The following is a 20,665-nucleotide window of genomic DNA, read 5'->3' as shown; positions in this document are numbered from 1 at the left end:
GCCTGCCACGCACGTTCAAGCGGGCATTACCGTGGGACACGAGACCTCCTGGCAGTGAAGAACTAGACAGCTCCACTAAGCCAGGAGGTCTCCCTGTCTCACAACGGTTGTGTCACCAACGTCCCTGCCGAGTACAGCTAGCGGGCGGCGGGGCGACCGGGATCAGAGGCCCGAGTCGTCGTCCTCGTCGGACTCCTCGTCGATGTCGTCCTCATCGGCGTCGTCGTCGTCCTCGTCATCGAGGTCGTCGTCATCGTCGTCGTCCTCGTCATCGAGGTCGCCGTCGTCGATGTCCTCGTCGTCGTCGTCGAGGTCTTCATCCTCGTCGTCGTCGTCGTCGACGTCGTCCGCGTGCAGGTCGATGTCGACCCCGTCGACGTCGTCGTCGAGCTCGTGGTCGTCATCGTCGTGCTCGTCGTCGTCGTCCGCCTCGTCGTCGGCGTCGTCGCCGGAGCCGGCCTCGGCCTGCTGCGCGAGGTAGTCCTCGAGCCGGTCGGCCCACGGCACCCAGTCGGGCGCGACGAGCGCGCCGTCGCCGGGCATGAGCTCGGTCTCGAGGATGGCGGGCTCCATGCCGGGGTTGACGGCGATGCTGACCGTCCACGCCCAGCCGGGGTAGCCGCCTTGCGTCGTCGAGAAGCGCACGGTCGCGACGTCATCGGCGATCGTCACGTCGCGCAGCGCGCCGACGTGCTTAGGGTTCGTGATCTCGCCGAGCGCCTCGCGTGCGAGCGGCTCGAGCACGGCGCGCCCGGGAGCGGCGCTCTCGACCGACTCAGGCATCCAGCTCGTCCGCCACGCGACGCAGCACGGCCGCGATCTTGGCGCCGTGCTCGCCGTCGGGGTAGCGCCCGCCCTTGAGACGGCCCCCGACGTTGTCGAGCAGCTTGATGAGGTCCTCGACGATGATCGCCATCTCGTCGGCGGGCTTGCGGTTCGCCTTGACGAGGCTCGGCTTCGCGTCGAGAACGCGCACCGAGAGCGCCTGCGCGCCGCGCTTGCCGTCGGCCACCCCGAACTCGAGCCGGCTGCCGGCCTTGACGACCGCCCCCTCGGGCAGCGCGGAGGCGTGCAGGAAGACCTCGGAGCCATCGTCGCCGCTGATGAACCCGAATCCCTTCTCCTGGTCGTAGAACTTGACCTTGCCGGTGGGCATGCGCGCACTCCTCGCCTGTGGATGATCCAGCCTTCGAGGATACCGCGATCCCGCGGCCCCAGGATCGGGGGTACTGCGGCGTCGGCGGCGGCACCTATCCTGGTCACGTGCCAGAAGAATCCGTCGTGATGACCAACCGCGTGGAGCGCATCCTGGCTTACATGGTCGCCGGCATCATCGTGCTGAGCCTCGCGAGCTTCGTCGCGGTCATCATCGCGACCGCCTCCGGGCTCGAGCGCGGCGACTTCACCGTCGGCATCTGGCCCGCCGTGACCGTCCTGCCGCTCATCGGCCTGCCCATCGGGTTCGTCCTCATCATCACGCTGCTCGTCGTGAGCGCCGTGCGCCGGGGGCGGGCCGCGCGGGATGCCGGGCACTAGCGCCGCCTCCCTGGCCCTGGCCGCGCGGCTGCGCGACCGGGATGACGCGAGCCTCGCTCGCCTGATCCGCGACCGCGGCGTGAGCCCCGCGGGCCTGCGTGACGTCTTCGACCTCGCCGAGGCGCTCCTCGACGGCGGCACCGTCGCGTCCTCCCTCGCCGCCCTCAGTCGCCGCGCGCTCGCGGCGATCGCGACCGCGGCCCAGCACCCCGACGGCCTTCCGCTGTCCGCCCTCGCTGCCGCCGTCGACCGCGACCCGGTAGCGCTGCTGCACGATCTCGTCCCCGCCGAGCGCGCCGCCCTCGTGGCCCTCGGCGACGCCGCCGACGGTCGGACGGAGCCCACCGTCGCCGCCGACCCGGCCGTCCTCGTCTGGCCCTCCGTCGCCGCCGAGCTCGCGAGCTGGCCCGCGCGCGGCCTCCCGAGCACCGAGGCCCTGCGCGACGAGCCCGCTCCCCCCGCGCTCGAGCCCGTCGATGACTCCGACCGCCGCTTCCTCGACCGCGGCGCCGCCGAGAAGGCCTACACGACGGTCACGCGCGTCACCGAGCTGCTCATCGCCCTCCAGGAGAGCCCCGCGCGCCTCCTCGCGAAGGGGGGGCTCTCGCTGCCCGAGGCCAAGCGCCTCGCGACCGCCGCCGACGCCGAGCTCGACGAGATCCCGGTGCTGCTCGACCTCGCCGTCCTCGCCGGGCTCGTGGACGACTCGGCCGGGCACACGCGCCCCCTGCCCACCGTGGACGAGTGGCGGGGCCTCCCCGTCGCCGACCGGTGGGCCTCGCTCGCTGCAGCATGGGCATCCGCCCTGCCGGAGGAGCTGCGCGAGCTGCTCGCCGACCGCGTCGACGCGCGCTGGGGCGAGGGCATCGCCGACTTCGTCGACTGGCTGTACCCGGCGGGCGGGGATGCCCTGCTGCGCCGCCTGCACCGGCGCGGCGCCCAGGGCGATCGACTCGGCATCGCGACCGACGGCCGCCCGTCATCGATCGGCGCGGCGCTCGTGACCTCCGGGGCCGCGGCGGCCGCCGAGGTGCTCGCCCCGCTCGTGCCGCCCGCCGTCGACAAGGTCTACCTGCAGCACGACCTCACGATCGTCTCGCCCGGCCCGCTCGCGGGCGCGCTCGACGAACGCCTGCGCCGCGTGGCCGTCATGGAGGCCGCGGGGCTCGCCGGTCGCTATCGCGTCACGCAGGAGTCGGTGACGCGCGCGATCGCCCTCGGCGAGACCGCCGACACCCTCGTGAAGTTCCTCCACGACATCTCGCTCACGGGCGTGCCGCAGCCGCTCGAGTACCTCGTCCGCGAAACCGCGCGGCGCTACGGCGCGGTGCGCGTCGGCGCGCTCGACCATGACGAGAGCACGGCGCTCGGCGCTCGGACGGGCGTGCGGAGCGACGACGGCGTCATGCTCGAAGCCGTCCTCGTCGACGCGGCCACGGCATCCCTCGGTCTTCGCCGCACCGGGCCGCACCGGCTCGTGAGCCGCGTCGAGCCCGCGATCGTGCTCTGGACCCTCATCGACGCCCGCTACCCTGCCGCCCCCGACGACGGCGCCCTGCCGCCCGAGCGCCCGCGCTCGAGCGCGGCGCGACCGCCCGCTCCCCCGACGGAGGACCCGGTGCTCGCCGCCGTCGCGCGACTGCGTCAGGCCGCCGCATCGACGAGCAATGAGAGCGGCGCCGCCTGGGTCTCGCGCCAGTGGGAGCTCGCGGTGCGCGGCAAGCTCGGCGTGCGCGCGACGATCGCGATGCCCGACGGCACCGAGCGCATCCTCGAGCTCGAGCCCACGGGCATCGCCGGCTCGCGCGTGCGCGGCCGCGACCTGCAGGCCGACGTCGAGCGCACCCTGCCGATCTCGAGCATCACGGCGCTCGAGCCGCTGGAGTAGCGCGCGCGTCGGGCCCTCCCAGGCGACGCACCTAGACTGGCCCGTTATGAATCCCGAGGGCCCGCTCATCGTCCAGAGCGACCGCACCGTGCTGCTGGAGGTCGCCAATCCGCTCGCCGACGACGCCCGGCACGCGCTCGCCGTCTTCGCCGAGCTCGAGCGCGCCCCCGAGCACGTGCACACCTACCGGATCACACGCCTCGGCCTCTGGAACGCCCGCGCCGCCGGCCACGAGGCCGCCGAGATGCTCGCGGTTCTCGAGAAGTACGCGAAGTTCCCGGTGCCGCAGTCGGTCGCGATCGACATCACCGAGACGGTGGGCCGCTACGGCCGGCTGATCATCGTGCGCGACGAGGAGGGCAACCTCGTGCTCCGTTCGACGGATGCCGCGGTGCTGACCGAGATCGCCCACAACAAGCGCGTCGCCCCGCTTCTCACCCGGCGCATCGATCACTCGGCGTTCGAGCTCGCCGCCTGGGCCCGCGGCCAGGTCAAGCAGGAGCTCGTGAAGATCGGCTGGCCCGCGGAGGACCTCGCCGGGTACACCCCGGGCACCCCGCACGAGATCGACCTGGACCTGAGCGGCTGGAGCATGCGGCCGTACCAGCAGACCGCCGTCGACCACTTCTTCGAGGGCGGATCGGGAGTCGTCGTGCTGCCCTGCGGCGCGGGCAAGACCCTCGTCGGCGCCGCCGCGATGGCCGCGGCCGACACGACGACGCTCATCCTCGTGACGAACACGGTCTCGGCCCGCCAGTGGCGCGACGAGCTCCTGCGCCGCACCTCGCTCACGGCCGAGGAGATCGGCGAGTACTCGGGGCAGCTCAAGGAGATCAAGCCGGTCACGATCGCGACCTACCAGATCCTCACGGCGAAGCGGAAGGGCGAGTACGCCCACCTCGCGCTCCTCGACGCGCTCGACTGGGGTCTCGTCATCTACGACGAGGTGCACCTGCTGCCGGCCCCGGTGTTCAAGCTCACCGCCGAGCTGCAGGCCCGCCGACGCCTCGGCCTCACCGCGACGCTCGTGCGGGAGGACGGCCGCGAGGGCGACGTGTTCAGCCTCATCGGGCCAAAGCGCTTCGACGCCCCGTGGAAGGAGATCGAGGCGCAGGGCTACATCTCCCCCGCCTCTTGCTACGAGGTTCGCGTGGACCTTCCCGCGAGCGAGCGGCTCGAGTACGCGGCGAGCGCCGACGACCAGCGCTACCGGCTCGCCGCGACCGCGCCGGCGAAGCTCGAGGTCGTGAAGCAGCTCGTCGCCCAGCACGAGGGCGAGCGCATCCTCATCATCGGTCAGTACCTCGACCAGATCGACGAGCTGAGCGAGGCGCTCGGGGTGCCGCAGCTCACCGGCTCGACACCCGTCGACGAGCGCGAGCGCCTGTTCCAGGAGTTCCGGGTCGGCGAGACCCCCGTGCTCGTGGTGTCGAAGGTCGCCAACTTCTCGGTCGACCTGCCCGAGGCGACGGTCGCGATCCAGGTGTCGGGCTCGTTCGGCTCGCGCCAGGAGGAGGCCCAGCGCCTCGGCCGTCTGCTGCGCCCGAAGGAGAGCGGGCTGCCCGCGCACTTCTACACGCTCGTCGCGCGCGACACCGTCGACCAGGACTTCGCGCAGAACCGCCAGAGGTTCCTCGCCGAGCAGGGCTACAGCTACACGATCATGGACGCGACCTCGATCGGCGAGGCCGCGTAGCGCGCATCATCCGCCGACCGGCCCGAATAGTGCGACACGGACCACGATCAGCGTGAGAGTGGAACCGGCAATGAGAGTCGCGCCCGCTATGGAGATGGCGCGACGAGCGAGCGGTACGAAAGCTCCGATCGCGACGACGGTGACGCCGACCACGGCGATGCTCAGGATCCAGAGAGTGAGCGCAGCGTCGAACTGCCCGGCGAAGCATGAGGCAGACGCGGGATAGACGAGACCGCATGCCCGCGGCCCGACCATGACACCGAGCAGGGCTGCGATGGCGAGCAGCATCGCGGCCATCGGCCCGATGAGCCAGCGATGCGACGTGCCTGACCTACGCGCACGGGGCGGGGCGTGGTGCACCGAGGATTCCATTCCGTGATTATGCCTCGAAGGTCGATCGTCGTGGAGGTCGGCCGTGCGAGCGCGGTCGTCCCGCTTAGCGTGCGGGCCCGACCGCGGCGAGGATGCTCTCGCCGAGGGCGACCGGACGCGTCAGCTGCGGCCAGTGCCCGGTCGGGAGCTCGACGACCTCGAGGACGTCGAGGCGCGCGAGCTCGTCGGCCCACGACGCCCCGCGCTCGATCGCCCCCTCGAGGTCGGAGGCCGGGAACTCGCACGCGATGACCATCGCGGGGATGCGGTACCGCGCCTCGTTCGACAGGCGCAGCGGATCTCGAGCCACGCCCGCCGGCTCGGCAACCGAGATGGCACGGAAGCGCGACCGCAGCTCGTCGTCGAGATCGCGCAGATCGGCCTCCTCGAACACATCCCAGTCGGGCAGCGGCACCGAGTCGCCCTCGACCGGCAGCTCATCGTTGACGACGCTGCCGTCGCCGAGGGGGAACGAGTCGACGAACACCAGGCGGCCGACGAGGTCGGGCCGCGCATCCGATGCGCCCCACACGATCGCCGCACCGCCGCTGTGGCCGACGAGGGCGACGGGAGTCGCGCCGGCGGCCGCGAGCGCGTCGAGCTCGGCGACGACCGCGTCGATGTGAGTCTGCAGGCCGATGCCGCCGTGCGGTGCGGGCTCAGCCTCCTTGCCGGGCAGGGTGAGCGGGTGAACGCGGTGGCCGGCGGCCGCCAGCGGCGGCGTCACCGTGCTCCACGAGTCGCCGTCGAGCCAGAAACCGGGAATGAGCACGATGTCCATGCGGAGAATTTAGAGCGGTGCGCCGACACTCGCGCCCGGGCGACTCACAGCGCGCTCCGGCCCGAGTCGGGCATCCCGCTCTGAGACCATCGGCGCGGCGTTCAGGAAACTCGCAACGGACGCGCAGATACTGATGCCATGGCTGATGGACCGAAGATCCTCATCGTCGACGACGAACCCAATATTCGCGACCTCCTCACCACCTCGCTCCGCTTCGCGGGCTTCATGGTGCGCGCGGTCGGCAACGGCGCCCAGGCGATCTCGGCGGTGCTCGAGGAGGAGCCCGACCTGATCATCCTCGACGTCATGCTCCCCGACATCAACGGCTTCGGGGTGACAAAGCGCCTCCGCTCGAGCGGGTACACGAGCCCGATCCTCTTCCTCACCGCCAAGGACGACACCGACGACAAGATCATGGGTCTGACCGTCGGCGGCGACGACTACGTCACCAAGCCTTTCAGCCTCGACGAGATCGTCGCTCGCATCAAGGCGATTCTCCGCCGCACGATGCAGGAGGAGGACGACGCGATCATCCGCACGGGCGAGCTCACGATGGACCAGGACACGCACGAGGTCACCGTCGGCGACGCCGTCATCGAGCTCAGCCCCACCGAGTTCAAGCTCCTGCGCTACCTCATGCTCAACCCCAACCGGGTGCTGTCGAAGGCGCAGATCCTCGACCACGTGTGGGAGTACGACTTCAACGGCGACGCCGGCATCGTCGAGAGCTACATCTCGTACCTGCGCCGCAAGCTCGACCAGCACACCGACGAGCCGCTCATCCAGACCAAGCGCGGCTTCGGCTACATGCTGAAGGCCGCGAAGGCCTAGACCGTGCCGACGGGCGCCGTCGTGCGCGATGCATGAGCAGCTGAGCCAGTGGTGGGAGGGCATCTCCCTCCGATCCAAGATCACGGGCGTCACCGTCCTCGTCGTGACGGTGGGGCTTCTGGTCGTCGGCATGGGCACGCTCACGGTGCTGCAGCAGACCCTCGTCGGCGAGGTCGATCGGCAGCTGCGCCAGGCCGCGACCGAGCTGCCGCAGGCCCCCGACCGGCTCTCGATCGACGACTTCGACGACTTCAGCGACCTGACCGGCTCGGTGTTCTCGAGCCCGTTCTACTTCGCCGCCGTCGACGCCGACGGCGACGTCCTCGTCGACAACGTCGATGCGAGCCAGCTCGGGCAGGCGCCGGACGTCAGCAGGTTGAGCTTCGACGCGATCGACGGCCGGTACGGCGAGGGCATCACCGTCGCGAGCACCGACCGGACCGCTCAGTGGCGGCTCGCGCCCTTCTCCCTGACGCTGCTCGACGAGGAGGAGGGCGACCCCATGCGGGCGACCCTCGTCATCGGCGCCGACCTCAACGAGACGAACGGCATCATCGGATCATTCGCCTCGATCTTCCTCGGCTTTGGCATCGTCGCCGTCATCGTGAGCGCGGCCCTCACCCGCCTGCTGGTGACCTCGACCTTCCGACCGCTGCGCGACGTCGAGGCGACCGCGGCGCGCTTCGCGGGCGGCGACTTCAGCCAGCGCCTCGGCGGAGCGACCCCCAACACCGAGGTCGGCCGCCTCAGCCGCTCGCTCAACACGATGCTCTCGCGCATCGATCGCGCCTTCGCCGATCGCGCGGCGACGATCGATCAGATGCGCCGCTTCGTCGGCGACGCGAGTCACGAGCTGCGCACCCCTCTCGTCTCCCTCCGCGGCTACGCCGAGCTCTACCGCATGGGAGCCATCCAGAAGCCCGAGGACGTCGCCCAGGCGATGGAGCGCATCGAGAAGGAGGCGATCCGCATGGGCGCGCTCGTCTCCGACCTCCTCGAGCTCGCGCGCCTCGACGAGTCCAAGCCGCTCGAGGCCGGCCCCGTCGACCTCGTGCCGCTCGCGCGCGACGCGGCCCTCGATGCGATGGCCGGCGCCCCCGATCGCGAGGTGACGGTCGCGGTCGACGAGGCTGCCGCATCCCCCGCGACATCGGCGACGGATGCCCGTCCGGAGCCCGCGCCCGCACCCGAGCCCACCACCTCGTCCTTGAGCACCGCGGCCATCGCCGCGATCGCCCGCCTGCGCGGGCGACGGGGCCGCGCCGCCGCTCCCGCGGCCGAGCCGTCGCTCGAGCTGGCCGTCCCCGAGCTGCCCGCCGCCGAGGCCGTCGTGCTCGGCGACGAGAACAAGATCCGTCAGGTCGTGACGAACCTCGTCGGGAACGCGATGCGATTCACGTCGGCCGGGTCGCCCATCGAGCTCGTCGTGGGCATCGATCGCGCGCGCAGCATGGGGACGATCTCGATCGTGGATCACGGCGAGGGGATCCCGGCGGCGCTCAAGGAGAAGATCTTCCAGCGGTTCTTCCGAGCCGACTCCTCGCGCACGCGCGACACGGGAGGGTCGGGGCTCGGGCTCGCGATCGTCGCCTCGATCGTCAACCAGCACGGCGGGCGCATCGACGTGCTCGACACCCCGGGAGGAGGCGCCACCTTCATGGTCTCGCTGCCGCTCCTCCCCAACCCGCGTCGCACGTCGCTCTCCGCGGGCGGCGACTCGGCGCCGCGCGGCGGCGCCTCGGCCTCCTAACCTGCTCGCGTCGGCGGGGGCACGCTCCGCCGCACCGAGCTCAGGAGGCACTCATGACCCGCTATCAGGTCGACAGCGACGCGATCATCAGCGCGACGGGCGCGGCCCGCGCCTCGATCGGACGGCTGCAGGCCGAGGTCGCGTCGCTCAGCGGCCAGCTCGGCGCGCTGCAGGGCTCGTGGCAGGGATCGGCCGCGACGGCGTTCCAGTCGCTCGTGGGCGAGTGGACGGCCACGCAGCAGCGCATCGAGCAGACGCTCGCGGCCCTCACCGAGGCGCTCGGCAGCGCCGGTCAGCACTACGCCGAGATCGAGCAGGCGAACGCGAGGCTGTTCTCGCGCTGATCGTTCGAGGTCGACGCGCGACCCGACGCGCGATCCCCCGCGGCCTCGACCGCGGGCGCGACCGGGAGCACCCGCCCGGCGCGCGCCCGCAGACGCGGAACGGGGCGGCTCCCCGAAGGGAACCGCCCCGTTCTCGTGTCTCGTGAGACGACTGCGGACTAGAAGTCCATGCCGCCCGACGGGTCGCCCATGGGGGCGGGGTGCTTCTCGGGCTTGTCGGCGACGACGGCCTCCGTGGTGAGGAAGAGACCGGCGATCGACGCGGCGTTGAGCAGCGCGGAGCGCGTGACCTTCACCGGGTCGGCGATGCCGGCGCCGAGCATGTCGACGTACTCGCCCGTGGCGGCGTTGAGACCGTGGCCCACCGGGAGGTGGCGCACCTTGTCGGCGACGACGCCCGGCTCGAGACCGGCGTTGAGCGCGATCTGCTTGAGGGGCGAGTCGATCGCGACGCGCACGATGTTCGCGCCGGTCGCCTCGTCGCCGACGAGGCCCGTGAGGGCGTCGGACTCGAAGGCGAGCTTGCCGGCCTGGATGAGCGCGACGCCACCACCGGCGACGATGCCCTCCTCGACGGCCGCCTTCGCGTTGCGGACGGCGTCCTCGATGCGGTGCTTGCGCTCCTTGAGCTCGACCTCCGTCGCGGCACCCGCCTTGATGACGGCGACGCCGCCGGCGAGCTTGGCGAGGCGCTCCTGGAGCTTCTCGCGGTCGTAGTCCGAGTCGGTGTTCTCGATCTCGGCACGGATCTGCTTCACACGACCGGCGATCGCGTCGGCCTCGCCGGCGCCCACGACGATCGTGGTCTCGTCCTTGGTGATGACGACCTTGCGGGCGCGACCGAGCAGGTCGAGGGTCGCGTTCTCGAGCTTGAGACCGACCTCCTCGCTGATGACCTGGCCGCCGGTGAGGATCGCGATGTCCTGGAGCATGGCCTTGCGGCGGTCGCCGAAGCCGGGGGCCTTCACGGCGACCGACTTGAAGATGCCGCGGATCTTGTTGACGACGAGCGTCGCGAGGGCCTCGCCCTCGACGTCCTCCGCGATGATGAGCAGCTGCTTGCCGCTCTGGATCACCTTGTCGACGACGGGAAGGAGGTCCTTGATCGCCGAGATCTTGCCGTTGACGATGAGGATGTACGGGTCCTCGAAGACCGCCTCCTGGCGCTCCGGGTCCGTGACGAAGTACGCCGACAGGTAGCCCTTGTCGAAGCGCATGCCCTCCGTGAGCTCGAGCTCGGTGCCGAAGGTGTTCGACTCCTCGACGGTGACGACGCCCTCCTTGCCGACCTTGTCGATCGCCTCGGCGATGAGCGCGCCGATCTCGGGGTCGGCGGCGGAGATGCTCGCGGTCGCAGCGATCTCCTCCTTGGTCTCGACCTCCTTGGCGTTCTTGAGCAGCTGCTCCGAGACGGCAGCGACGGCCTTCTCGATGCCGCGCTTGAGGCTGATGGGGTCGGCGCCCGCGGCGACGTTGCGGAGGCCCTCGCGGACGAGCGCCTGGGCGAGGACGACCGAGGTGGTCGTGCCGTCACCGGCGACGTCGTCGGTCTTCTTGGCGACCTCCTTGACCAGCTCGGCGCCGATCTTCTCGTACGGGTCGTCGAGCTCGATTTCCTTGGCGATGGAGACGCCGTCGTTCGTGATGGTGGGGGCGCCCCACTTCTTCTCGAGGACGACGTTGCGGCCGCGCGGGCCGAGCGTCACCTTGACCGCGTCGGCCAGGATGTTGAGGCCGCGCTCGAGGCCGCGACGGGCCTCTTCGTTGAAAGCGATGATCTTAGCCATGTGTGTCTTTCGTCCCTCCCGGACGCAGTACGTACGGTAGCTTCTGGCACTCGCAGAACCGGAGTGCTAACAGCGATTCTGGCACTCTCGTAGAGCGAGTGCAAGCCGAGGGGAGCGGCCGCGGCGGCCGCGCGTCAGCGGATCGCGACGGAGCCGGCCGTGGGGACGAGCTCGACCCAGGTGTTCCCCGGGGCAAGACGGACCGCCAGCCCGTTCGCGTCGACGAGACGCACGGGGGCGTTCCGGTCGGCCTTGCTCCACGTGACCTTCAGAGCCTTCCCGCCCGACAGGACCCACGCCTCGCCGCTGCCGATCATCTGCGTGGTGGGGATGACCTGGATCACGGCGACGGGGACGCGCAGGATGACGAGGTTGACCGCCGACAGGCGCGTGCCGCCGGCCGCGACGTCGGGCGCGCCGCCGGTCATGCTGCGCAGCCATGCGGCGGAGGCCGCATCCCACGCCCACGACGGCGTCGCGAGCGAGCCGAAGACGAGCGAGACGCCCGCCGCGGAAGCCCCGTCGCGGCCGGCGGACGCTGAGGCCGCGTCGGTGGCGTAGGCGAAGTGCTGCTGCGGGGCGGCGAGCTCGGCGTGCTGCGCGATGAGCTGCGGCGCGCGGACGATGACGTTGTGAGGCGACGGTGCATTGCGACCGCGGAACATGACCGCGCTCGTGTCCGGCTGACCGTGGATCGCGTTGTAGACGTCGGTCGCGCGCATCATGTCGACGAAGCGCTGCTGGCCTCCGGAGTAGGCGATGATCCCGCGCAGCGGCGAGACGATGTCCGGGTCCATCGGACGGATGGAGCGGATCGGGCCGATCTCGGCGGGGACGTCCGAGTGCCACACCGCGACGTAGCGCGTCAGGCCGCCCTCGACGAGCTCCTCGAAGACGATGTCGGCGCGGTCGATTCCGAGCTGCGGACGCGCGAGCGGGTGGTTGTCGATCTTCGCCGCGAGCGACGGCGAGGCGAGCCCGCCGACCGCGATGCGCTCGCCCGTGAGCGGCGCGAGGTCGAAGTCCGCGGGCGCGACGTAGGTCGAGGTGAACGCGGGCTCCGGCGCCGGCGGGGGCGCGGCGCTCGTCGAGACCGGAGCCGGCTCGGGCTCGCCGACGCACCCGACGAGGAGCGCGGCGACGGCGCTCAGCGCGACGAGGGCGGACGGGGACCGACGAGCGAGGCGGTGCATTTCGTCACGATAACCCCGGGATGGCGATCAGGGCCGCAGCGGGATCGGGCGAGCCGCGCTCAGGCGGGGCGCACGCCCTCCGCCTGGGGGCCCTTAGCGCCGGCCCCGACCTCGAACGTCACCGCCTGGCCCTCCTCCAGCACCTTGAAACCGGGCATGTCGATGGAGGAGTAGTGGACGAAGACGTCGCTCCCGCCTCCCTCGAGGGTGATGAACCCGAAACCCTTCTCGGCGTTGAACCACTTGACGGTGCCACTGGCCATGGAGACTCCCTGCTGTGCGGACGAGCGCGATGCTAACCCAGCAGAACGCGCCCGCACCAGGGATTCCCGTCATTCTCGGCGGACCGTCTCACGACGGTCGCGCGCGCGAAACACGGCGTTCACCGATGCCGTGCCGACCGCGGTCCGCCGTCGGGCCGCGGCGGGCTCAGCCGGCGGCGTCGGCCCCGACGACGACGGTGATGGGAGCCCCCGCGAAGGCGTCGGAGAGCTCGATCGTGCCGAGCCCGAGCAGCTCGACCATGCCGAGGGCGATCCCCTCGTCGGCGGGGTTCGAGTAGTAGACGGTCGTCGTCTCGATGTCGGAGGAGGCTGCGTTCGTGACGGCGCCGACGGGCCAGTCCGCGTCTGTCAGCACATCGGCGCTCGACTGACCGAGCCCGGCGATGCCGGCGCCGTTGAGCACCGTGATCGTGAATCCCTCCGGCAGCTGCACGGTCGCCGGGTCGGTCACCGGCGTGACCTCGGGCTCGGGCTCGCCGGGCGGCTGGGCGACGGGGGGCGGCGTGCCGAGATCGAGGCCGCTGTCGATGACCTGCAGGGCCAGCAGACCGAGCCCCACGAGCATCCCCGTCGCGAGGGCGATGACGCCCGCGATCACCCCTCCGCGCGAGCGCGGGGCGGGAGCGCGGTGGGCGCCGACGCGGCCGAGCTCGGCAGGCACGTCGTCGAAGCGATCGCTCGGGTACTCGGCCATGCTGTCGGCTGCCTCCGGGGCGGGTGGGCGAGGGTCGTGGTCGGCGCGGGGGACGGTGAACGCGGCGGGCGGGGCTCAGGCGGCCCCGGTGCCGGGACGGCGCGTGCGGCGCAGCTCGGCGCGGGTGGCGCGCACCTCGCGCAGCCGGCCGACGAGCACGGGGTCGTAGCGCACGGCGGCCTCCTCGTCGAGGAGGGCGTTCAGCACCTGATAGTACCGGGCGGGGCTCCAGCCGAACTCCTGGCGGATGCGGACCTCCTTGCGACCCGTCGCGCCGCCCCACCAGCGGCGCTCGAACTCGAGCACGCTCGCGATGCGCTCGGGGTCGGGCACGGTGGTCACGCTCGAATGCTAGGCCCGCCCCGGCTCGGAGCCGGTCGTGACGCGCGCGACCGGCTCACTCGGCTGTCGCGTCGGCGGCCGCCCACCGGTCGATGCGCTCGCCGTGCGGGCTCACGATCGCGAGGGGATGCCCGTCGCCGCTGAGCAGGAAGTCGCCGTCGGCGCCCGGGAGGCTCCGCTCGGCGCGCGCGCCCACCTCGGAGAGCACGCGGCGCCCGTCGAGCGAGATCCAGTGCCCCGGGAGGTCCGCGACGATCCGCGCGAAGCGCTCCCGCTCGGGCGGCGCGAGGTAGACGAGGACGGCCGGGCTCCACACCACGAGCGTCGCGTCGGCGGGCGCGTGGGCGGCGAGCGCGGCGACCCCGTCGACCGCGTCGGCGGCGACGAGGTGCGGCGGATGCTCGCGCCCGATGCCGATCGCCGCGTCGAGCTGCGCGGCCCGCGCCCGCTCCTCGGGCCACACGAGCGTGCGCAGCCAGCGCTCGTCGTCGGCGCGATCGAGGCGGAGGGGGGCGCGGTCGAGACCGGCGCGCCAGACGATGTCGGGCATCCGCGCCGGAAGCGGGACGCCCGCGCCGAGCTCGCAGCGCAGCTCGAGGGTCGAGGGCCCGTCGAGCGGGTCGATCCGCATCTCGCCCGACGGTCCGGCGAAGACGTGGCTGTAGCGGTCGGCGAGGAGGCCCAGCCCCGCCGAGGCGCCGACCTCGAGCAGGGCGATCGGCCCGGGGATGCCCTGCAGCGCCGCGATGAGGGGGCCGGTTCGGCGAGGGTCGTTGGTCTGCGTCGCGCGGGCGCGGGCGATGGCGGCGACGGCGTCCCACTCCCCCTCGAGCCAGGTGCGCACGTCGCCGCGCGGGCTCAGTCCGGTGAAGCGCGCCGCGGTGAGCACGAGCACGGGCTGCCGGTCGGCGACGGGCAGGGTGTCGATGAGAGCGAGGAGCTCGTCGTCGCCCGCGATCGCCTCCGACCACGCGGCGTAGATCGGCGAGCGCGGAGCGGCCTCGCGGGCGAAGCGGCGGTACCTCTCGGCGGTCGAGATCACGCTCGAATCCTGGCAGACGCGGTGCGGTCAGGCGGTCGGCGCGCGGCGCATCCCGATGTGCGGGATGCCCGCCTCGAGGTACTCGTCGCCGTACGGCTCGAAGCCGACCGCGGCGTACAGCGGCTGGACGTGGCTCTGGCTGTGCAGAGCCATCGGCTCGGCGCCGAACTGCGCGATGACGTGCTCGAGCAGGCGCCGGCTCAGGCCCTGGCCTCGGCGGTCGGCGCGGGTGACGACGCGGCCGATGAGGCGCCGGGCATCCGCGTCACCGGGACGGGGCTCGTCGTTGAGGAGGACGCGCAGATAGCTCGCGACGCCGGAATCGTCGCGGATCCAGACGTGCAGCGTCGACGGGTCGCGGTCGCGCTCGTCGAGCTCCTCCTCGTCGATGCGCTGCTCGAGGTAGAAGACGCTCGTGCGGAGGGCGAAGATCTCGAAGGCGTCATCGGGCGTCATCTGGCTCCAGGAACGCTGGATCGGGGAAGAGTCCGCCACGACGTCGAGTTTAATGAGAGACGACGTATCGCCCCGCGGGGCGAGGAGGAGGCATCATGACCGAGCAGCAGACCGGCAAGTACGCCGTCGAGAAGACCGAGGAGCAGTGGCGCGAGGAGCTCGGCGAGGAGCGCTACCAGGTGCTGCGCCAGGCCGGCACCGAGCGCGCCTGGACGGGCGAGCTCCTCGATGAGAGCCGCACCGGCATCTACACGTGCGGCGCCTGCCACGCCGAGCTCTTCGTCGCCGGCACGAAGTTCGACTCCGGCTGCGGCTGGCCGAGCTTCTACGAGTCGGTCCGGCCCGAGGCGGTCGAGCTGCTCGAGGACAACTCTCTGGGCATGGCCCGCACCGAGGTGCGCTGCGCCAACTGCGGCTCGCACCTGGGCCACGTCTTCCCCGACGGGTTCGGCACGCCGACGGGCGACCGCTACTGCATGAACTCGCTCGCGCTCGACTTCCAGGCCAGCGACGAGACGTAGGGCGCCGCGAGCACGCGCTCGACGACCAGGACGAAGGGCCCCGGCGGGATCACCGCCGGGGCCCTTCGCATCCGTCGCCGCGATCGCCCGCGTCAGACCGCGACGCGCTCGCCCACACGGAAGCGTGCACCGCGGTGCTCATCGGGCAGGCGGTCGCCGCGCCCGTGGAGCTTCTCGCGCAGCGTGCCCTCCTCGTAGGAGTCGGGGTACACGCCGCGATCGCGCAGCACGGGGATGACGTGCTCGACGATGTCGGCGAACGTGCCGGGCGTGATCGCGTAGGCGAGGTTGAAGCCGTCGACGTCGGTCTCGGCGACCCACTCCTGCAGCTGATCGGCGATCTGCTCGCCCGAGCCGACGATGAGCGGGCCGAGGCCCCCGATGGCGCTGTGCCTCCCGATGTCGCCGACCGTGAACTCGCGGCCATGCTCAGCCGACTCGGCGAAATTCGCGATGACCGACTGGATCGCATTGCTCTTCACGTTGCCGACCGGCTCGTCGAGGGCGTACTGCGAGAGGTCGATCCCCATCCAGCCCGACATGAACACGAGCGCACCCTCGGGGTTCGCGTAGCTCAGGTAGTCGGCGTACTTCGCCTGCGCCTTCTCGGGAGTCGCGTCGGTGATCACGGTCAGGAGCGTGTAAATGCGTGCGGCGTAGCGGTCGCGACCGGCGTCCTCGAGGGCGTCGCGGATCTTCGCGACCGTGCCGCGCAGCACCTCCTTCGTGGGGGCGGCGACGAAGATCGCCTCGGCGTTGCCCGCCGCGAAGGCGATGCCGCGCGGGCTCGCCCCGGCCTGGTAGATGACCGGCGTGCGCTGCGGGCTGGGCTCCGAGATGTGGATACCCGGGACCGTGAAGTGCGTGCCCTCGTGCCCGATCTCGTGCACCTTGCTCGGGTCGGTGTAGACGCCCGCCTCGCGGTCGCGGACGACGGCGTCGTCCTCCCATGAGCCCTCCCACAGCTTGTAGAGCACCTCGAGGTACTCGTCGGCGTGGTCGTAGCGGTCGTCGTGCTCGCGCTGGTCGTCGTGCCCCATGTTGCGGGCAGCGCTCGGGAGGTAGCCGGTCACGACGTTCCAGCCGACGCGGCCCTTCGTGAGGTGGTCGAGCGTCGTCATGCGTCGGGCGAAGGGGTACGGATGCTCGTACGCCGTGCCGGCCGTGACGCCGAAGCCGAGGTGCTCGGTCGCGGCGGCCATCGCCGAGACGAGCAGTATCGGGTCGTTGACGGGCACCTGCGCGCCGTGCCGGATCGCCGCCTCGTTCGACCCGCCGTACACGTCGTAGGTGCCGAGCACGTCGGCGATGAAGATGCCGTCGAATGTGCCGCGCTCGAGGAGCTGCGCGAGCTCGGTCCAGTAGCCGAGCTCGGTGTAGCGGTGCGACTGGTCGTCGGGGTGGCGCCACAGCCCGGAGGACTGGTGGGCGACGCAGTTCATGTCGAACGCGTTGAAACGGATGCGGCGCGCGGGCTGCGAGGAATCGGTCGGTGCGGGTTCGATGAGCTGAGACATGCGAGCCATCGTGCCGCGGGGCATGCCCCGCGTGCGCGCCCCGGAGTCACGGGAGGTCACGGCGCGTCATGAGATGACGCACTGCGACGCCGCGTGACGATGCGCGACGCTCGATGACGGTGGCGCGCGCGCCGGGCGCGGGCCGCTCGTACGCTCGCCGACCATGATCAAGATCGATCGACTGACCAAGCGCTACGGCGACCCCGAGACCGGGCCGCTCGTCCTCGACAGCCTGAGCCTGCAGGTGGCGACTCGCGAGATCGCGGCCGTCGTCGGCCCGAGCGGTGCCGGCAAGAGCACCCTCGCGCAGTGCACGACGCTGCTCGAGCGACCCACCTCCGGGTCGATCGTCGTCAACGGCGACGAACTGACGGGCCTCGGCGCGCGGGAGCTGCGACTCGCCCGACGCCGTATCGGCACGATCTTTCAATCCGATGGCTTGCTCAGCCGCCGCACCGCGGCGCAGAACATCGCGCTGCCGCTCGAGTACCTGGGGGTCACGAAGGCGGGGGTGCGGGCTCGCGTCGGCGAGCTGCTCGACCGCGTCGGGCTGCTCGACCGCGCTCACCACTACCCGCACGAGCTCTCAGGCGGTCAGCGCCAGCGCGTCGGCATTGCGCGCGCCCTGGCGCTGCGCCCCACCGTGCTGCTCTCGGACGAGGCGACCTCGGGACTCGATCCCGACTCCACGGCGTCGATCGTGGCGCTGCTCGCCGAGCTGCGCGACGAGCTCGACCTGTCGATCCTCTTCATCACGCACGAGATGGAGACGGTACTGGCGGTCGCCGACACCGTCGCGCGCCTCGACCGCGGCCGCATCGTCGAGTCGGGTGCGCTCGTGGATCTGCTCCGCGATCCCGACTCCGAGCTGGGTGCCACTCTTCGTCCCCACCGCGCCGCCCAGCAGGCTGGCGCCGGCGAGGCGCCGTGGCGCGTGCAGTACGGAGAGGACGGCGTGCCCGCCGACTGGCTGAGCGTTCTCGCCGCCGAGCTCGGATCGCCGGTGAGCCTGCTCGGCGCGAGCATCGAGACGGTGCACGGTCGCGTCGTCGGTCACGCGACCATCGGACTCAGAGCGACGGATGCTCCGCTCACCGTCGCCGCGCTGCGACGACTCGGACTCGAGGGCGTGCCGGTCTCGCAGCCCACCGCGGCCCCCGCCCGCGCTCGTGCGCTGGAGACGGCCTCATGACTGCGGCGCGCATCGCCGGGCCGCTCGTGTCGGTCAGTGTGCCGCCCCTCGAGATCCCCGCCCTCGTGCTGCCCGCGCTCGTTGACACGCTCGTCATGGTGGGCATCGTCATGTCGATCGTGGTCCTCCTAGGCGTGCCTCTCGGCGCGCTCGTGCACAATCTCGCGCCCGGCGGGCTCGTCGAGAACGCCGCACTGCACCGGCCGCTCAGCGCTGTCATCAGCATCGGCCGGTCGCTGCCGTTCCTGATCCTGATGGCCTCGATCATGCCGTTCACGAGGCTAATCACAGGCACGAACATCGGGATCGCCGCCGCAGTGGTGCCCATGGCGATCGCGGGGATCGCCTTCTTCACGCGCATCGTCGAGAACTCGCTGCGGGGAGTTCCCGCCGACCTCGTGCGCGTCTCCCGCGCGGCAGGCGCATCTCCCTTGCAGATCGTGCGCACCGTGCAGCTGGGCGAGGCGGTGCCGTCCATCATCGGGGGCCTCACGATTAACACCATCGCGATGATCGAGTACTCCGCGATCGCGGGCACCATCGGTGCCGGCGGAATCGGCTACGTCGCCGTCACCTACGGATACCAGCGATTCGATCACGGCGTCATGGTCGCCACGATCCTCACCCTCGTCGCGCTCGTTGCGCTCGTGCAGTTCGCGGGCGATCGACTCGTGCGCGTCGCCACCCCCCGAGCGCGGATCACCCGCGCCACAACTCCGAGGAGCATCCCCGCATGACCAGCACACTCCCCAAGGCCGCAGACACTGCGCTCCCCCTCGACGATTCCGGCTTCGAACTGAAGCGCCGCCGCTGGTGGCCGTGGATCGCGGGAGGCGTTCTCGCGGTCGCGGCGATCAGCGCGGCGATCGCCATCCCCCAGCTCACCGCTACGAGCTCGGCGAACCTCGTTCCCGGTGCGACTCTCGTCGTCGCGACAGCCGAGGGCAACGCCGCCGAGCAGGCGCTCGTGCAGTTCATCGCCGAGGAGGTCGCCCCGAAGTACGGGATCGAGGTCGCCTTCCGCGGGTTAAGCGATAGCAACACGATCAATCGCGCCGTGAGCGAGGGCGAGATCGCCGCCACCGTGTATCAGCACGAGCTCTGGCTCAGTCAGGTGCTCGAGGCGAACCCCGACTTCCGCGAGACCGCGGCGACACCGGTGTTCCGCTGGGGCTTCGGAGTGTGGTCCGACACGCACACCTCGCTCGACGAGATTCCCGACGGCGGCACGATCTCGCTCTACTCCGACCCCGCCAACGAGGCCCAGGGGCTCTGGCTGCTCGAGCGGGCGGGCCTCATCACGCTGCGCGAGGGAATCGACCGGTCGGCCGCCACGCAGGACGACATCGTCGAGAACCCCAAGAACCTCGAGATCGTGCTCCTCGATTTCGCGGCGCAGTCACGCGCGCTCCCGGACATCGACGCCGCGGTCGGGTATACGGAGTACTACCTCGCCGCGGGTATCCCGCTCGAGAAGCAGATTTTCGCCCCTGCCGCCCCCGACGAGTTCGCGGGGCAGCTGACTGTCGGCACCGACTACCTCGAAACCGACAACATCCGCGCTCTGATCAAGGCCTTCCAGGACCCGGCCGTGCAGGAGTTCCTCGCAACCGATGAGCGGGTGAAGGGCATTCTGCTGCCGCTCGGCGCCGACTGAGGCCCGCGCACGGCCGGCGCCCCGCATCCGCCGATGGCTCGTCCCGCACCGCCGGGGCGGGCCATCGGCGTGTCTGCCGCGGGGCGACCTGAGCCCGCCGCCGTCACGCGGCGTCACCCGACGTCACTTGGTTACGCCCCCGGTCGCCCCGTGACGGCGCCGCTGGAACGCTCGCGGCAACACGCCTAGCGTGCTTCCCATGACGCTCACTCTCGACCGCCCGCTCTCCGTCGTCGGAGTCTCCGGCAGCACGCACTCGCCGTCGAGGACGACCGCGCTCGTGTCGACGATCCTCGACGTCGTCGCCCGCGAGCGCGACGTCGAGACGCACCTCGTCGAGGTGGACCGCATCGGACCGGGCCTCGCCGGCACGGTGCGCCGTGCGGAGCTTCCCGCCTCCGTGGAGGGCGAGCTCGCCCGCATAGAGTCTGCCGACCTGCTCGTCGTCGCGAGCCCCGTCTACCGGGCCTCGTACACGGGGCTCTTCAAGCACCTCTTCGACTTCGTCGAGCAGTACGCGCTCGTCGGCACGCCCGTGCTGCTCGCGGCGACGGGCGGCAGCGAGCGCCACGGGCTCATGATCGAGCACCAGCTGCGGCCGCTGTTCGGCTTCTTCCAGTCGCTCACTCTGCCGAACGGCATCTACGCCTCCGACGCCGACTTCACCGACTACCGCATCTCGAACGACGAGCTGCAGGAGCGCATCGAGACCGCCGTCGCGCGCGCCCTCCCCGTCGTCGAGCGCGTGGCGCCCGAGGTGCGCTCGGCGTACTTCTAGCGGC

The 20,665-nt window shown here is 71.4% G+C and carries 23 protein-coding genes; 11 read left to right on the top strand and 12 right to left on the bottom strand.

The window, feature by feature from the left end:
* Window positions 1-162: 162 nt before the first annotated feature.
* Together Q7T15_RS00935 and Q7T15_RS00930 are read right to left on the bottom strand one after the other, a co-directional pair.
* Window positions 163-783, bottom strand: coding sequence for a DUF3027 domain-containing protein (locus tag Q7T15_RS00935; protein WP_304692354.1), 621 nt, complete (start codon window positions 781-783; stop codon window positions 163-165).
* Window positions 776-1,156 (bottom strand): cold-shock protein, encoded by a 381-nt coding sequence (locus Q7T15_RS00930; RefSeq protein ID WP_304692352.1) that lies wholly within the window; start codon window positions 1,154-1,156, stop codon window positions 776-778. The genes Q7T15_RS00935 and Q7T15_RS00930 overlap by 8 nt, the downstream gene beginning before the upstream one ends.
* 128 nt (window positions 1,157-1,284) lie before the next feature.
* Between Q7T15_RS00930 and Q7T15_RS00925 the strand changes: the two genes are divergently transcribed.
* From Q7T15_RS00925 to Q7T15_RS00915, 3 genes are read left to right on the top strand one after another with little or no spacing between them, the layout of a single operon-like run.
* Window positions 1,285-1,536: a multidrug ABC transporter ATPase gene (locus Q7T15_RS00925; protein ID WP_304692351.1), complete on the top strand. Its 252-nt coding sequence runs from the start codon at window positions 1,285-1,287 to the stop codon at window positions 1,534-1,536.
* Window positions 1,523-3,424, top strand: a complete 1,902-nt coding sequence (locus tag Q7T15_RS00920) for a helicase-associated domain-containing protein (protein WP_304692349.1) — start codon at window positions 1,523-1,525, stop codon at window positions 3,422-3,424. The genes Q7T15_RS00925 and Q7T15_RS00920 overlap by 14 nt, the downstream gene beginning before the upstream one ends.
* Before the next feature lie 46 nt (window positions 3,425-3,470).
* Window positions 3,471-5,120, top strand: coding sequence for a DNA repair helicase XPB (locus Q7T15_RS00915; RefSeq protein WP_304692347.1), 1,650 nt, complete (start codon window positions 3,471-3,473; stop codon window positions 5,118-5,120).
* 6 nt (window positions 5,121-5,126) lie between these two features.
* Here Q7T15_RS00915 and Q7T15_RS00910 read toward each other — a convergent pair whose 3' ends face one another.
* Both Q7T15_RS00910 and Q7T15_RS00905 read right to left on the bottom strand, forming a co-directional pair.
* Entirely contained in the window at window positions 5,127-5,417 is a 291-nt protein-coding gene (locus Q7T15_RS00910) for a hypothetical protein (RefSeq protein ID WP_304692345.1), read from the bottom strand.
* Between the two features lie 139 nt (window positions 5,418-5,556).
* Window positions 5,557-6,273 (bottom strand): alpha/beta fold hydrolase, encoded by a 717-nt coding sequence (locus tag Q7T15_RS00905; protein WP_304692343.1) that lies wholly within the window; start codon window positions 6,271-6,273, stop codon window positions 5,557-5,559.
* Between the two features lie 138 nt (window positions 6,274-6,411).
* On the opposite strand from Q7T15_RS00905, the gene Q7T15_RS00900 reads away from it, so the two are divergent.
* From Q7T15_RS00900 to Q7T15_RS00890, 3 genes are read left to right on the top strand one after another with little or no spacing between them, the layout of a single operon-like run.
* The gene (locus tag Q7T15_RS00900; protein WP_055896996.1) at window positions 6,412-7,104 is read left to right on the top strand and encodes a response regulator transcription factor; all 693 of its coding nucleotides are present in this window, start codon (window positions 6,412-6,414) and stop codon (window positions 7,102-7,104) included.
* 28 nt (window positions 7,105-7,132) lie between these two features.
* Window positions 7,133-8,854, top strand: a complete 1,722-nt coding sequence (locus tag Q7T15_RS00895; RefSeq protein ID WP_304692339.1) for a cell wall metabolism sensor histidine kinase WalK — start codon at window positions 7,133-7,135, stop codon at window positions 8,852-8,854.
* Window positions 8,855-8,907: 53 nt separating this feature from the next.
* On the top strand, window positions 8,908-9,198 hold the full coding sequence (locus tag Q7T15_RS00890; RefSeq protein WP_304692338.1) for a WXG100 family type VII secretion target: 291 nt from the start codon (window positions 8,908-8,910) through the stop codon (window positions 9,196-9,198).
* A gap of 158 nt (window positions 9,199-9,356) precedes the next feature.
* Here Q7T15_RS00890 and groL read toward each other — a convergent pair whose 3' ends face one another.
* The 7 genes from groL to Q7T15_RS00855 all read right to left on the bottom strand — a co-directional run bounded on the left by groL (window position 9,357) and on the right by Q7T15_RS00855 (window position 15,035).
* Window positions 9,357-10,985: a chaperonin GroEL gene (gene groL / locus Q7T15_RS00885; RefSeq protein WP_304692336.1), complete on the bottom strand. Its 1,629-nt coding sequence runs from the start codon at window positions 10,983-10,985 to the stop codon at window positions 9,357-9,359.
* 134 nt (window positions 10,986-11,119) lie between these two features.
* Window positions 11,120-12,178: a DUF3048 domain-containing protein gene (locus tag Q7T15_RS00880; protein ID WP_304692334.1), complete on the bottom strand. Its 1,059-nt coding sequence runs from the start codon at window positions 12,176-12,178 to the stop codon at window positions 11,120-11,122.
* A 59-nt stretch (window positions 12,179-12,237) separates the two neighbouring features.
* A complete protein-coding gene (locus Q7T15_RS00875; RefSeq protein ID WP_304692332.1) occupies window positions 12,238-12,441 on the bottom strand; it encodes a cold-shock protein in 204 nt (67 codons plus the stop codon).
* Between the two features lie 166 nt (window positions 12,442-12,607).
* Window positions 12,608-13,156: a LytR C-terminal domain-containing protein gene (locus Q7T15_RS00870; protein ID WP_304692330.1), complete on the bottom strand. Its 549-nt coding sequence runs from the start codon at window positions 13,154-13,156 to the stop codon at window positions 12,608-12,610.
* A 75-nt stretch (window positions 13,157-13,231) separates the two neighbouring features.
* On the bottom strand, window positions 13,232-13,498 hold the full coding sequence (locus Q7T15_RS00865; protein WP_304692328.1) for a DUF3263 domain-containing protein: 267 nt from the start codon (window positions 13,496-13,498) through the stop codon (window positions 13,232-13,234).
* A 55-nt stretch (window positions 13,499-13,553) separates the two neighbouring features.
* Window positions 13,554-14,540 carry a DUF2332 family protein gene (locus tag Q7T15_RS00860; RefSeq protein ID WP_304692326.1) on the bottom strand — a complete coding sequence of 329 codons (987 nt, stop codon included), beginning with the start codon at window positions 14,538-14,540 and terminating at the stop codon, window positions 13,554-13,556.
* 27 nt (window positions 14,541-14,567) lie between these two features.
* On the bottom strand, window positions 14,568-15,035 hold the full coding sequence (locus tag Q7T15_RS00855) for a GNAT family N-acetyltransferase (protein ID WP_304692324.1): 468 nt from the start codon (window positions 15,033-15,035) through the stop codon (window positions 14,568-14,570).
* 56 nt (window positions 15,036-15,091) lie between these two features.
* Between Q7T15_RS00855 and msrB the strand changes: the two genes are divergently transcribed.
* Window positions 15,092-15,517: a peptide-methionine (R)-S-oxide reductase MsrB gene (msrB, locus tag Q7T15_RS00850; RefSeq protein WP_304692322.1), complete on the top strand. Its 426-nt coding sequence runs from the start codon at window positions 15,092-15,094 to the stop codon at window positions 15,515-15,517.
* A gap of 92 nt (window positions 15,518-15,609) precedes the next feature.
* On the opposite strand, the gene Q7T15_RS00845 is transcribed toward msrB, so the two are convergent.
* Window positions 15,610-17,034: an LLM class flavin-dependent oxidoreductase gene (locus Q7T15_RS00845; protein WP_304692320.1), complete on the bottom strand. Its 1,425-nt coding sequence runs from the start codon at window positions 17,032-17,034 to the stop codon at window positions 15,610-15,612.
* Between the two features lie 163 nt (window positions 17,035-17,197).
* Here Q7T15_RS00845 and Q7T15_RS00840 point away from each other — a divergent pair, with 163 nt between their 5' ends.
* From Q7T15_RS00840 to msuE, 4 genes are all read left to right on the top strand, one after another.
* A complete protein-coding gene (locus Q7T15_RS00840; protein ID WP_304692318.1) occupies window positions 17,198-18,226 on the top strand; it encodes a methionine ABC transporter ATP-binding protein in 1,029 nt (342 codons plus the stop codon).
* Window positions 18,223-18,963, top strand: coding sequence for a methionine ABC transporter permease (locus Q7T15_RS00835; protein ID WP_304692316.1), 741 nt, complete (start codon window positions 18,223-18,225; stop codon window positions 18,961-18,963). Before Q7T15_RS00840 ends, Q7T15_RS00835 begins: the two co-directional genes overlap by 4 nt.
* Entirely contained in the window at window positions 18,960-19,883 is a 924-nt protein-coding gene (locus tag Q7T15_RS00830; RefSeq protein ID WP_304692314.1) for a MetQ/NlpA family ABC transporter substrate-binding protein, read from the top strand. The genes Q7T15_RS00835 and Q7T15_RS00830 overlap by 4 nt, the downstream gene beginning before the upstream one ends.
* Before the next feature lie 199 nt (window positions 19,884-20,082).
* Complete coding sequence (gene msuE, locus Q7T15_RS00825) at window positions 20,083-20,661, top strand: FMN reductase (RefSeq protein WP_304692312.1); 579 nt, start codon at window positions 20,083-20,085, stop codon at window positions 20,659-20,661.
* Window positions 20,662-20,665: the final 4 nt, after the last annotated feature.

Source organism: Microcella sp., from assembly GCF_030645145.1.
GTDB lineage: Bacteria > Actinomycetota > Actinomycetes > Actinomycetales > Microbacteriaceae > Microcella.
Note: the sequence above shows the minus strand (reverse complement) of the source record. Positions and strands in the feature narration are given on the sequence as shown.